General features: G+C 38.2%; 16 protein-coding genes and 1 pseudogene. 16 read left to right on the plus strand and 1 reads right to left on the minus strand.

Going from position 1 to position 12,658, the window contains the following annotated elements:
- The first annotated feature begins 80 nt into the window (after positions 1-80).
- The 8 genes from ON15_RS02910 (at position 81) to ON15_RS02945 (ending at position 7,174) form a co-directional block, all read left to right on the plus strand.
- Positions 81-1,049: a LysR family transcriptional regulator gene (locus tag ON15_RS02910; protein WP_010579984.1), complete on the plus strand. Its 969-nt coding sequence runs from the start codon at positions 81-83 to the stop codon at positions 1,047-1,049.
- Between the two features lie 39 nt (positions 1,050-1,088).
- Complete coding sequence (locus ON15_RS02915; protein WP_010579985.1) at positions 1,089-2,009, plus strand: manganese-dependent inorganic pyrophosphatase; 921 nt, start codon at positions 1,089-1,091, stop codon at positions 2,007-2,009.
- A 226-nt stretch (positions 2,010-2,235) separates the two neighbouring features.
- Positions 2,236-3,003, plus strand: a complete 768-nt coding sequence (locus ON15_RS02920; RefSeq protein WP_010579986.1) for a DeoR/GlpR family DNA-binding transcription regulator — start codon at positions 2,236-2,238, stop codon at positions 3,001-3,003.
- Between the two features lie 260 nt (positions 3,004-3,263).
- On the plus strand, positions 3,264-3,593 hold the full coding sequence (locus ON15_RS02925) for an ASCH domain-containing protein (RefSeq protein ID WP_010579987.1): 330 nt from the start codon (positions 3,264-3,266) through the stop codon (positions 3,591-3,593).
- Between the two features lie 155 nt (positions 3,594-3,748).
- On the plus strand, positions 3,749-4,288 hold the full coding sequence (locus tag ON15_RS02930) for a biotin transporter BioY (protein ID WP_010579988.1): 540 nt from the start codon (positions 3,749-3,751) through the stop codon (positions 4,286-4,288).
- 100 nt (positions 4,289-4,388) lie between these two features.
- On the plus strand, positions 4,389-5,585 hold the full coding sequence (locus tag ON15_RS02935) for a pyridoxal phosphate-dependent aminotransferase (protein ID WP_010579989.1): 1,197 nt from the start codon (positions 4,389-4,391) through the stop codon (positions 5,583-5,585).
- 12 nt (positions 5,586-5,597) lie between these two features.
- Complete coding sequence (gene murI / locus ON15_RS02940; protein ID WP_010579990.1) at positions 5,598-6,377, plus strand: glutamate racemase; 780 nt, start codon at positions 5,598-5,600, stop codon at positions 6,375-6,377.
- A gap of 62 nt (positions 6,378-6,439) precedes the next feature.
- Positions 6,440-7,174, plus strand: a complete 735-nt coding sequence (locus ON15_RS02945) for a rhomboid family intramembrane serine protease (protein ID WP_010579991.1) — start codon at positions 6,440-6,442, stop codon at positions 7,172-7,174.
- A gap of 55 nt (positions 7,175-7,229) precedes the next feature.
- Here ON15_RS02945 and ON15_RS02950 read toward each other — a convergent pair.
- Positions 7,230-8,680, minus strand: a pseudogene (locus ON15_RS02950) (APC family permease).
- 272 nt (positions 8,681-8,952) lie between these two features.
- On the opposite strand from ON15_RS02950, the gene ON15_RS02955 reads away from it, so the two are divergent.
- The 8 genes from ON15_RS02955 to ON15_RS02980 form a co-directional block, all read left to right on the plus strand.
- Entirely contained in the window at positions 8,953-9,330 is a 378-nt protein-coding gene (locus ON15_RS02955) for a GntR family transcriptional regulator (RefSeq protein WP_010579994.1), read from the plus strand.
- Positions 9,327-10,358, plus strand: coding sequence for a DUF5808 domain-containing protein (locus tag ON15_RS02960; protein ID WP_010579995.1), 1,032 nt, complete (start codon positions 9,327-9,329; stop codon positions 10,356-10,358). Before ON15_RS02955 ends, ON15_RS02960 begins: the two co-directional genes overlap by 4 nt.
- A gap of 15 nt (positions 10,359-10,373) precedes the next feature.
- Positions 10,374-10,544, plus strand: coding sequence for a hypothetical protein (locus tag ON15_RS11720; protein ID WP_156397538.1), 171 nt, complete (start codon positions 10,374-10,376; stop codon positions 10,542-10,544).
- Between the two features lie 43 nt (positions 10,545-10,587).
- On the plus strand, positions 10,588-10,863 hold the full coding sequence (locus tag ON15_RS11195) for an alpha/beta fold hydrolase (protein ID WP_010579996.1): 276 nt from the start codon (positions 10,588-10,590) through the stop codon (positions 10,861-10,863).
- The gene (locus ON15_RS11200) at positions 10,847-11,032 is read left to right on the plus strand and encodes a hypothetical protein (protein ID WP_010579997.1); all 186 of its coding nucleotides are present in this window, start codon (positions 10,847-10,849) and stop codon (positions 11,030-11,032) included. Before ON15_RS11195 ends, ON15_RS11200 begins: the two co-directional genes overlap by 17 nt.
- A 136-nt stretch (positions 11,033-11,168) precedes the next feature.
- On the plus strand, positions 11,169-11,555 hold the full coding sequence (locus tag ON15_RS02970; RefSeq protein ID WP_010579998.1) for a GntR family transcriptional regulator: 387 nt from the start codon (positions 11,169-11,171) through the stop codon (positions 11,553-11,555).
- Positions 11,537-12,247, plus strand: a complete 711-nt coding sequence (locus ON15_RS02975; RefSeq protein ID WP_010579999.1) for an ATP-binding cassette domain-containing protein — start codon at positions 11,537-11,539, stop codon at positions 12,245-12,247. The genes ON15_RS02970 and ON15_RS02975 overlap by 19 nt, the downstream gene beginning before the upstream one ends.
- On the plus strand, positions 12,248-12,658 hold a 411-nt coding region (locus ON15_RS02980; RefSeq protein WP_141567384.1), incomplete at its 3' end, for a hypothetical protein.

Raw genomic sequence — 12,658 nt, forward strand, 5'->3', positions numbered from 1 at the left:
AGGGTTATGATAAATGATAATATTTCTAATATATATGCCAAAAATATTTTTTTATTTATTTTTTTCAAGGGGAATTTGAAATGAAAACAAAACAGGAGAACATTTTTTCTTCTAAAACGCTCAGCTATTTTTTACAATTGGCCGAAACGATGAGCTATACCCAGGCAGCACAGATTTTGGGCATCACTCAGCCAGCATTGACGCAGCAAATCAAAAAATTGGAGCGAACAGTGGGTGCACCGTTATTTTATTCAGTTGGTAAAAAGCTGCATTTATCAGATGCAGGTTACACAATGTTGGATGCGACTCATCAAATTTATGAGACTTTAAATCGGGCTGCTGATGAAATTCAACAATCAACTAGTGCCACTCAAGGAGAAATTAGCATTGGAATCTTGGCATCAATTGAAGATCGGGTCTTTAATCAATTTGCAGTTCGTTATTTTTTAAAACATCCGGGAATCAAGTTAATTTTTCATATGCTGACACGAAAAGAAATTTGGGAACGATTAGAAAACAATACCATTGATCTGGCAATTATGTATTTGCCAGATGAGAGCATAAAAAATTGGAAGCCTTACGAATCACGAAAAATTTTGACTGAGAATTTACTATTCTTACATCATAATCAAGAATGGGCAAAAAGAAAACGAATTCGCTTAAAGGATACTTTAGATCAGCAGTGGGTGACCTATCCGCCTAAGTATTATTTAAACAGTCTAATTCGGGAAGCTTATAAGAATGCTTTGATTGACAAACCCACCAGTGTTGCCCATTTTGCAACTCCTTTTCAGTTGTTTAAATTTTCAAATCGAACGGGTGTTGCAACAGCTTTACCAATGTCATTTGTTTTGGCTCATTTAGACGAAAAAGCGCAAACGACCTGGACGGCTTTATTTGAGCCCGAGATTTCGTTTGATTTGGCATTTGTTTTTCGACGTGATAAGGATCAAATTCCCCGGATCGAAAACTTTTTAAATTCTTTTGATAGCTATTTAGAACAGCAGGATTATATTTCACGCTTGACAGAAATCAGCCGAAAAGGTTAAATCAATATTGAAGATCAAATATAGATAGGAGATTTTAAAGTGAAAGAACTAGTTTTTGGACATAAGAGTCCTGATACAGATGCAATTGTTGCTGCTAAAGCATTTTCTTACCTCCAAAATCAACTTGGCTATGAGACGGAAGCAGTTGCTTTGGGTGAACCAAATGATGAGACAAAATTTGTTTTACAGCATTTTGATGAGCCAATTCCGCGTGTAATTACAGCTGCTAAGCCGGAAGTTGACGCTGTGATGTTAGTTGATCATAATGAGGCTCAACAAAGTGTAACCGATTTGCAAGACGTCAAAGTTACACATGTTGTTGATCATCATCGAATCGCTAATTTTCAAACAGCAGCACCACTTTATTATCATGCAGAGCCGCTTGGCTGTACCAGTACGATTTTGTTGAAGTTATTTAAACAACATCAAGTAGCAGTTCCAGCCAAATTAGCTGGCTTAATGCTTTCTGCTATTATTTCGGATACTTTGTTATTCAAATCACCAACAACCACTCCTGAAGATGAAGCGGCAGTTAAGGAGTTGGCAAAAATTGCGGGTGTTGATTATCAACAATATGGTTTGGAAATGTTAAAGGCTGGAACCAATCTAGCCAGCAAAACCGAAGATCAATTGGTAACAGCTGATGCTAAGACTTTTGAAATGGGCGGCAAAAAAGTTCGCATTAATCAAGTAAATACCGTTGATTTGGATGAGGTTTTTGCCCGAGAAGCTAAATTACGGCAAGCCATTGAAAAGCAGAACCGAGAAAATGGCTATGATTTGTTCTTGTTGATGGTAACTAATATTTTAAATAGCGACACACGGCTGTTAGTTGTTGGGGAACCACAAGCAGTTGTTGAAAAAGCCTTTAAGACTAAATTAGTTGATAATAAAGCTGATTTGCCTGGGGTGGTTTCACGTAAGAAACAAGTTGTACCGCCGTTGCAAGCAGCTTTTTAGTTGTGAATTAACTTAAATATTTAAATTCAGGAGACTACTTAAAATTTATTTTTTAAGTAGTCTCTTTAGAATACGGGACATTTAGTATTAAAAGTTAGAAATAATTACTTTGCTGATAATAAGTAAAAATTAGCATCAAAATAAGTGTTTAAAATTGAGCAATTGTGCTAAATCCTTATTTAGAGTATAATTATCAAAGATTTAATTTTTTTGTGAGGAGAATTTTATGAGTCAGGAAAAAAGGATTGCTTTGATCAAACAGCTACTAGAAGAAAGACAAGAACTGACTACGAAAGACATCATGGCCGAATTTGGAGTTTCCCAGGATACAGCTCGGCGTGACATCGTTTTGTTAGCTAAAAGAGGAGAAGTCAAACGAACTCATGGCGGAATCTTGCCCTTAGATTTTGGTCATCAAGTTTTGAATTATCAAAAACGGTTGTCGCAGTTCACTGAGGAAAAGACTAAGATTGCTTTAGAAGCAACGAATTACTTTAATCCCCATCACGTCTACTTTATTGATGCGTCAACGATTCTTTTAAAAACTTGTCAAAATATTAATTTGCCAATTACGGTCATTACCCATTCGCTTGACAACTGTTTAGCTTTGGCGGAGCAAAATAAGGTTACGATCAAAGCGTTAGGGGGAAGCTTTGATCATGAAAGTCGTTTCTTTTATTCTAACCAAGCTTTAAATGAATTAGATACGATTGAATTTGATACGGCGTTCATTGCGGCCTCGGGAATCGACGAAAAGGGGCTGTATATTTTAAAACAGGAAGATGCGCAAATTGTCAGCCGGGCTGTTGCTCGTTCACGAAAAGTAATTTTAGTTGCCGAACATCAAAAGTTTGTTAATACATCTTATTATCGGATTTGTACGCCAGATAAAATTTCACTTTTCATAACTGATCGACCATTAACTCAAAAGCAGCGAGCAATTTTTCCAGGAACAACTAAGATTCAAGTTGCTGGTGAAAGTACAATTCGCTGATTGAGAATGAATCTTTATAAGCTGCTTGGCTGGAAATTTTGGTCAAACTTATTTATAATGTTTTTATTCGTTTAGAAAATAAGAAATTCAAAAAAAATCTTGCATTTCAGATTAAAAAAAGATAACATTTTTATTATATAGTTGAATTAATTGATGTTTCAAATTTTAGGCATTAATCAGTTTTGTCATAAGCGACAGGCTGCTAAAAGGCTCTAAAGTAACTTGTTGCTGCAGATCAGCATTTGCAGGAGGTCGGTATTGTGGATATCAGATTAGATGACGAGTTGTTTGAAAAAATTTCAGCCGGAACAAAAACGGTCGAAGTATTCCTTAACGATGACCAGATGAAGCACTTTGGAGTTGGTGATACTTTAGCAATCCATCGGGCTTCGAATGAAGATGATTATATTTTAACAAGTGCTTGGAGTATTAAGAAATGCCGTAGTATCGCAGAAGTTTATCAAAAATTTTCTGAAAAAGCAGTTGGCTTGTCTTCAAAAGAATTAGCTCGGCTTTATCCGGCTGAGAAAGTTAAACGTCATGGCCTCTTAGCAATCAAAATCAAGTTATTAAAGCCAAATTATGAATAATAAATTCAGTTATTAAGCCGTCAAACCTGGATTCATGGTTTGGCTTTTTTTTTAATATTTAGTAAACCAATTAAAAACTAAAGTTGACAAAGTGATTGCTGATGAGTAAATTAAGATTATCAGCTGATAATTTTATGAGGAAAAGGATTGATATAATGAATAAGAATCAAATACAACGGATTACAATTAATGGGATGCTGCTCGCTGTAATGATTGTTTGTTCCCAGTTAACGATTCCAATTCCAATCGTTCCCATCACTTTACAAACATTTGCGGTTGGATTGATTGCATCGTTGCTACCAGTTTGGGACGGTTTAGAAGTAATAATTGTTTATTTATTGCTTGGAACGCTTGGCTTCCCGGTTTTTGCGAATTTTAGCGGTGGCCTGGCGGTATTCCTTGGGCCGACCGGTGGTTATTTACTATCATTTTTGGTTTATCAGTTAGTAACAGCTGGACTGTTAAAAAAATTTGGCCGTCAATTGCCAGTTTTATTGGCAGCCAATTGTTTAGGAGCATTGCTAAATTTATTAATTGGTTCAGTTTGGATAACCTGGGTGCTGAAAATTTCTTTTATCAAAGCTATGCTAATTGGCTTTGTTCCCTTTCTATTGCCCGGATTGCTTAAAATCATAGTAATCTTGCCGATTGTTAAAAGACTGGCTCCGCTTACTTTGGGGCGTCAAGCTGGTTAAGTTGAAATTCTGAATAGAGATTCTTTAACTATTTTTTTATTTCAGCGTGCTATAATATTAATTAGATTTAATTAATTATCCGATGCAGGGAGTAAAAATTATGGTAAAAGAAAAGTTTAATCAGAAAATCGAAGCAATTGCCGTTTCTGATATTCGCCAATTTGATAGTGAAGTTAGCGATATTCCAGGAATCATTAAATTGACGCTGGGTGAACCGGATTTTAATACGCCGGAACATATTAAGCAGGCTGCGATCAAAGCGATTAATGATAACCAATCTCACTATACCTCGAATGCTGGTTTTCCCGCTTTGCGCCAAGCTACTGCTGCCTATTATAATAAAAAATTCAATTTGAATTATCAATCGGATCAGGTAGTAACAACGATTGGTGCAACAGAAGGAATTGCTGCTAGTTTGCAAACAATTCTTAATCCTGAAGATACCGTGATTGTGCCGACCCCAATTTTTCCAATCTATATTCCTGATACCAAAATCAATGATGGACGGGTAATTTTAGTTGATACAAGCCGGGATGGCTTTATTTTAACTGGGAAAAGGCTGCGGAAAGTTATTGAGGAACACCCATTAGCGAGAATCAAAGCTTTGGTTTTAAATTATCCATGCAATCCAACGGGGGTGACATACTCGAGAGCGCAACTGGAAGAACTGGCCCAAGTAGCCCGTGATTATGATTTTTGGGTCATCAGTGATGAAATTTATGCGGAATTGACTTATCAAAAGCAGCATGTTTCAATCGGAGAGATTTTGCCTGAACGTAGTATTGTGCTGACTGGTCTGTCAAAATCACATGCGATGACTGGCTGGCGAGTTGGTTATATTTTGGGACCGCAAGAATTTACGCAACAAGTTGTTAAATCACATCAATATATGGTGACTTCACCATCAACGATTTCTCAATATGCAGCTTTAGAGGCGATGACTAATGGTAAGAAAGACAGCTTAACGATGAAGAGCGAATATGCTAAGCGCCGTGATTTTATGATCAAAGAATTGACCGCTGCTGGTTTTAAGATTGCTAGTCCGGATGGTGCTTTTTACCTCTTTGCTAAGATTCCAGCAGGTTGTCTTCAAGATTCATGGAAGTTTGTTCGTTCATTAGCACAGAATGCTAAAGTTGCTTTGATTCCAGGGATTTCCTTTGGACCAGGCGGGGAAGGCTATGTCCGGATCAGTTATGCAGCTAGTATGGAAAAACTGCAACGAGCAGCTGCAGCCATCAGGAAATATGTTGCAAAATTCAATAAGCAAGCGAAAGTCAGTCCCAAAGATAAGTGAGGTAATCAATTAATGGATACAGTTAATAATCGACCGGTAGGAGTTTTTGACTCAGGAGTTGGTGGCATTAGTGTTTTAAGAGAACTGTATCGATTATTGCCACATGAAAATTATGTTTTTTATGGTGATTCAGCCAATGCTCCATATGGTACGCGGTCAACACTTGAGGTTCGCCAGCTAAGTTTGGCAGTCACGAGAAAGTTACTCTCGCACCAGGTTAAGGCCTTAGTTATTGCTTGTAATACAGCTACCAGTGCGGCTATTCAGCAGATCCGTCAACATTATCCTAAACTGCCAGTTGTCGGCTTAGAACCGGCTGTTAAGCCAGCTGTTGAACAATTTCCTCAAACCAACATTGCTGTGATGGCTACTGAGTTGACATTACGAGAGGTTAAACTGCAAAAACTGTTTGAACGTTATCAAGATCAAGCCAAGTTGATCAAGGTTCCAGCTCCGGCGTTAGTTGAATATGTGGAAAAGGGGGATCTCAATACCCCAGAAGTTCGGGCTTATTTAACTGATTTGCTGGCACCTTTAGGTAAATTAAGCTCAATTGTTTTAGGCTGTACTCATTTTCCATTTATTAAACCGGCTTTAGAACAAGTTGTTGGCACTCAGCCTAGGATCATCGATGGTGGATCTGGAGCGGCTCGTGAATTGCAACGGGTTTTGACTAAGGCTGATTTGTTGAATCCTGCAGTTGATCAGGGTAAAGTTACTTTCTATAATAGTAATCCAGATCCAGCTGAAATCACGTTGAGTCAGCGCTTGTTTCAAACACCATTAGACTAAATCAAGAATTTAGGGACTGTCATTGTGACGGCCCTTAATTTGACTAAAAAAGGATTGAAAATATGCAGAATAATAAAGTAAAAATGCCTGATTGGTATTATCGTCGTAAATATCCACTTTACGGTCTTTTTAGAAAATATTTCCATGGAAATTGGATGACGAATGCGATTTTGTTTGTAACCGTAGTCGCTTATCTGGTTGAAGTTTTGCTGAGTGGCAGCTTCAATATCAATGGTCAGGTTTTGGAGCAACTTGGAGCGCGTTGGAATCCAGATATCATCGCTGGTGAATGGTGGCGTTTATTCACGCCAATTTTCTTGCATGTAACGATTTACCACATTGCTTTTAATATGGCAGCCTTAATGTATGCTGGAACAATTGTTGAAGAGGTATATGGACACTTCAAGTTTTTACTGATCTACCTTTTTAGCGGCTTTAGCGGGAATTTGATTAGTGCTTTTTTTAAACCCAACACGATTTCAGCTGGAGCATCGACTTCTTTATTTGGACTGTTTGCAGTAATTGCTTTGTTGCAAGTGGTTAGCGGTTTTAAGCATCAATTTACGGAACTAAGCAAAGGTGCTGTTGTTTTGATTGTTGCTAACTTGGTTTTCAACTTGTTTATGCCGTCAGTTGATATTGCTGGCCATTTGGGTGGTTTAGTTGGCGGGGCAATCAGCGTTTTGTTTTGGAGTCCCAAAAGTATTCGCTGGCATGCATTCCATGATATTCTCGGAACGCTAGTAGCTTTGACGCTGGTACTTGGCGCTGTCTGGTATTTACTTAATTCGATATAAAAACAAGCAGTAATTAGCAAGTTTGGATCACTCGCTAATTACTGCTTGTTTTAATTTAGTTAGCTTTATCAATGACTTGCTTTTTTTCAATTCGTGCCAGCAGTGGCATGATTAAACCAAATCCAAAGAGCACAAAAACTGAGAATAAATTCATCAGTAGCTGGTGATCATAAGCTGGTGTACCAAATTTGAATCCTGCGGGATAAAACTCATCATGGCACAAACAAATGAGAAGATAAAACACCAAACACCGACCGCAATTGCAACGGCTTTGTTCTTAATGAAAACAAATGACGAATGAAAACGATCAGATTGCCAGCGGACAGCAATAAAGGCCAAAAAGATCCAACAATTTTTAAAAGGAAAGACAATTCCATTCAAATTTAACAGCCAATTGAAAATTGAATTGATGTTTGGCAAAGTTCCACTCATCAACAATAGGAATAAGCAAAGCCCGCTCGTCAAAACGTAGCTATGCAATGGTCGACCATTTTTATTGCGTTTACTCAACCAACGTGGCATGAAATTAGTAGCGGTGTCACCGGCAATGACCCAACTGGCAGCATCTAACAAAACGGCCAATTGAGCCATCATGTAGATTGCCTGGACGACAGTAAAGACATAAAGTAAGACATTTCCCAGGCCTAAACGTTCACCCAGCATCTGAAAAGCATAATACGAACCATTCATTTTTAAATCATCAGGTAAATGGTTGGCATTAAAGAAGATTGCCAGTGAAAAAGTTCCAAAAACAGTTAAAAAAGCGGTCATGAAAGCCACTAGTCACATTGCTTTAGGAAAATCTTTTTGCGGATGGCGCATTCTGATCAAATAAGGTGCCACTAATTCAGCTCCACAAACGGCAAACATCAGCAACCCGGTCGTTGAAAAATATTGCAGACTAAAATGCGGGATAAATGAGCTGAAATTAAACGGCTGCGTAGCAATTTTTCCACCATTTGCAAGCGAATAACCTGTCATAATCACAAATAAGACGGTCATTAAAAACATTGCACCGCCGCCGAGTGTCGCCATAACCTCCATTGACTTTTTGAAAATATTTTGCAGCAGAATAAAAATTAAAATAATGATAAACGTCAATAAGCCAAACATAAAATTCGACATCCGCTGACCGAGCGAGTTGTCACCCAAGACTAACCAGCTGAATGAAACAATCACTGAATTTGCCACATCAACAATGTAAGGCAAACTAGCAGCCCAATACATCCATGCGGTCCAATAGCCTAATGTATCGTTGGCACTGTGCCGAACCCAGGAGGACAAGCCACCTTCTTCTTGGTCGGTAAAAGTGGCACCTAATTGACTGACTGACATTTCATATGGGATCACGAAGGCAAAGACCATAAAGGCCCAGGTAAAGACAACTGATAATCCTTGGTTTTGCAGTGGGTAAAGGATATCATCAAAACCAATAATTGTCACAAAATCTAAAAAAGCAATTACTGGCCAACTAATATAATGTTTATTTTCAAGTGTTGATTCCATTTTTTCCTCCAAATAAGTTTTATTGTTTAAATTAAAACTAAAAGATATTTGGTGGTTTGGAATGCAATCTGTCAATTAAAGATTTCAATTTTCGACTTCTCTCTTTTAAACAATAACATTAAATATTCTAAAAATATCTTAAAAGAATTGCAAGAAAAATTCAGTTTTGAAAACAAGAAATTCTAAATTTTGGGGGATCACTTGATATTTTGCTATATTTGTTATATAACAAATATAGCAAAAATAAATCATTTACTTAGGGAGGTGAGCCAATGTTGCTGACAGTTGATTTACAATCATCTATACCGATTTATCAACAGATTCGTAACCAAATCGTAGCTCAAGTAGCGGCCGGTTTGGTTCGACCGGGAGAGAAGTTGCCAACGATCCGCGCTTTGGCAAATCAGTTGCAGGTTAATCTGCATACCGTTAACAAGGCTTATCAACAACTTGCTCAGGAAGGATTTATTGATCTGCTGGGACGCCGAGGTGCAATCATTGTCCAGCCATCAACAAAAAATTTGCAACAAACTAAAAAATCTTTTCAGCAAGCAGTTACTGAGGCAGTTGCTCAGGGAGTTTCGTGTTCGGCACTGCAACAGTTAGTTATTCAGACCTACCAACAGTTGAAAGCGGGGAAGACAGTATGAAACAGGGACAAGTTTTGGAGATCAGCTGGTTGCTCTTGGTTTTGTTGATAGCATTTGAGCCTTGGCTAACGAGAAAAAATGTGATTTTTGGAGTGGTTTTTAGTCAAAATGAATTCTGGACAGCCAGTTATTTAAAAAAATTACGCTGGCTATATTTTGGCTTGATTTGCCTGGTTGGAATCATGATTAACTTCAGCGTGCAAAGCTTTGGTTCAGCGATCAATCTGATCATCATTGGCTTACCACTAATCTTATTGTTAGGGATAATTGCTTTTGGCGTTTTTCATCGGTTAGTTTGGCGCTGGCAAGAACAACAGCCGACTAATCATTTACAGACAAAAAAGCGAGTGACCGTTGATTTGAAAGAATTAGTTACTAATCAGTTATCTCCTTGGTGGTTAGGATTTTTATTAGTCATGCCGTTGCTGGCTGGTTATTTAGCTGTGACCAATTATCAGGTATTGCCGGCTAGCTTGCCAATTCATTATTCGCTGAACGGTCCTGACAGTTGGTTGCCCAAGCAGCGAGCTTGCTGGTTAATTTTAGCTAACCAGGTTTTGCTGGCAGTGACCTTTATTGTAACTGGCTATTTGACGCGGCAGGCTGCTTCTGTCCATGGTAGTCCGCAAGCAACTCCCGGTTATTATCATTTTCGGCGCAGCATTTACTTTTTTATGATCTTTGCCGGCTTGATGAGCCAAATTATTTTGCTGACGCCATTATTAAAAGTCAACCATTTAACAACCTGGCTGAATTTCCTTGGCTTATTCAGTTTGCCGTTGTTGATTGGGTTGCCGTTACTGTTTTTTTGGTTGTTTATTCGCCGCAAGAAACCACATGGTCCAATTATCGATGATAACTCTAATTGGATTTGGGGGATGATTTACTATAATCGTAATGATCCAGCAATTTTTGTCCAGAAAAGGAGTGGTTTAGGTTTTACCTTCAACATGGCTCACCAACTTAGCTGGGTCTATCTGATTGCTTTTTTAGGACTGATCACAATTCTAGGAGTTTTAGCAAATTAAGACTGGAGGTTGGAAATGGTTGGATTTAGTGAACGAACAGTTGCAATCAAAGTTACGCCTGGAAAGCTAACGAAGAGTTTATTACTGCCAGCGCAGCCAACTAAGCCGGCAATCGTTCTGCTGATTGCTGGGTCCGGTCCGATCGAGATGGCAATAATCTTCTCAGCGGGCAAACTAATAATTTAAAGCAGTTTCAAGTAGCTGGATTGATCTTATTGGCAACACCAGGATGCAGCTAGCTGCCCAGTTAAAGCAGCAATTAGCCGGTCAGCCCCAGTTACTGCAACAGAGTCTCCAGATATTGGCAAATTTGACTGTCAATCGTTTGGTATCAACTGTTCCGCCTGAATTACAGGCCAGCTTTCGACCTAGTGTTCAACCTTATCTGCAATCATTTTTGACGTTTGCTTCGCCAGTCAAGTTAGCTCAATTGAAGCTGCCAATTTTAATAGTTCAAGGAACCGCTGATTTGCAGGTTTCCGTTGCTGATGCCCAGTTTACTTAAGAAGGCCGCACCAACTGCTAGGTTAGTGGTAATTGAACAAATGAACCAGGTTTTGAAAATCGTGGACCCGACTGATCGAGCCGACAACTTAGCCAGTTATCATCAGTCTAACCGCCCACTCGCTGGTAAACTAAAGCAGCAACTAGTTACTTTTTTGACAGCTCAGTAAAGATAAGAGGTTTAATAAATTAAATTTTTAGATGATGAAAACAGCAAAATATTTTGCTGTTTTTTTTATACTTGTCAGCCAGTATGTATTAGTGTAGTATATAAGTACAACAGTATGACTGGATGAGGTGATCAAAATGAAATTTGCGGCTAACATTCCAATTTACTTACAAGTCAAAAATCTGCTGATTCAGCGGATCATTGTTGGCACGTATCCACTCGGTAAAAAAATTCCTTCAGTGCGTGAGTTGGCTGATGAGCTAACGACTAATCCGCGAACGATTCAAAATGCGTTGAAGGAGTTAATTACTGCTAAAATTATTGAAACCCGGCGAGGGCAAGGAAATTTTGTAACGACTGAGCAAGCGCGGATTGAAGATTTAAAGCAGCAGGAAATCCGTGTAACAACTGAAAAGTATTTGCTAAGGCTGCGACCGTATCTAAGTTTGGCGGAAATCATTCGAATTTTAACTGAAGTTGATCAGCAGCAGGGGGGACCAAGAAAATGGAAAATGATGGATTAATTTTAAAAAATATTTTTTTTAAGCGCCAAAATAAACCAATTTTAACCAATATCACAGTTAAGATTCCGTGGGGGCGAATTGTTGCTTTATTAGGTGAAAATGGTGTTGGCAAAACAACATTGTTAAGAATTATCTGTGATTTAAATAAGGGTTATCACGGAGTCGTCAATTTAAATGGAGTGGTCGATGAAAAACGTAAACAATTTGTCTCTTACTCGGATAGTTTAGAAGGTTTTTCCAAAAAAAGTTCCTTGATGAAAATAATCGACTTTTATGAATTAGGCTATCCTGATTTTGATCGTCAGCGTGCTGAAAAACTTTTGACATTCATGCAGCTTGACCCAGAACAGCGGTTAGGCGATTTATCAAAAGGTAGTCGCGAAAAATTTGTTATTACCTTGACTTTAGCCCGCAAAACAAAACTTTATTTGTTGGACGAACCTTTAAGCGGGGTTGATATTTTCAGCCGTGACAAGATAATTTCAAGTTTGATCAAATGGATCGGGCCGGATGCAATTTTGATTATTGCTACCCATCATTTAAATGAGTTGGAGCAAATCATCGATGATGTGATGATTTTAAAAGATCGTCGCTTATTGGCTTATCGTGATGTTGAAGAAATTCGTGTTCAAGAAGGTTTGAGCGTTGAAGAATATTATCGGCAGCTTTATTTAGAAGATCGGAGGCAGTAAGTGATGTTGAAAACAAAGAAAATATGCCGAATCTTTTTTCAAATGGAAATCAAAAGAGATTTTGTTTTGGCTTGTGGCTGGCTTGTGGCAGAAGTCCTCTGGTTTGCCATGGTGATATTTCTTAATCAGAATCAACAACGACTAAATGTTTTGATTAGTGGCTGCTTGCTTTTTTTCATAGTAGTTTTTGTGACTGCCAGTGTTTGCAAAGTAATAGTCTCAATTAATCGGACTTGGAGCAAGAATGAATACCGTTTATTACCGGTTAAAAGCGAGATCTTCTATTTTAGCAATTTGATTATGCGGATTTTGGCAGCACTTTTGGTTTCGTTGCCCGTGATTGGTTTAAATGTATTAACAATTATGACAAATCCAAATTTCAGCCAAAGTTTGACTGAGATAAATTTTAAT

It is taken from the genome of Liquorilactobacillus vini DSM 20605 (genome assembly GCF_000255495.1).
GTDB lineage: Bacteria > Bacillota > Bacilli > Lactobacillales > Lactobacillaceae > Liquorilactobacillus > Liquorilactobacillus vini.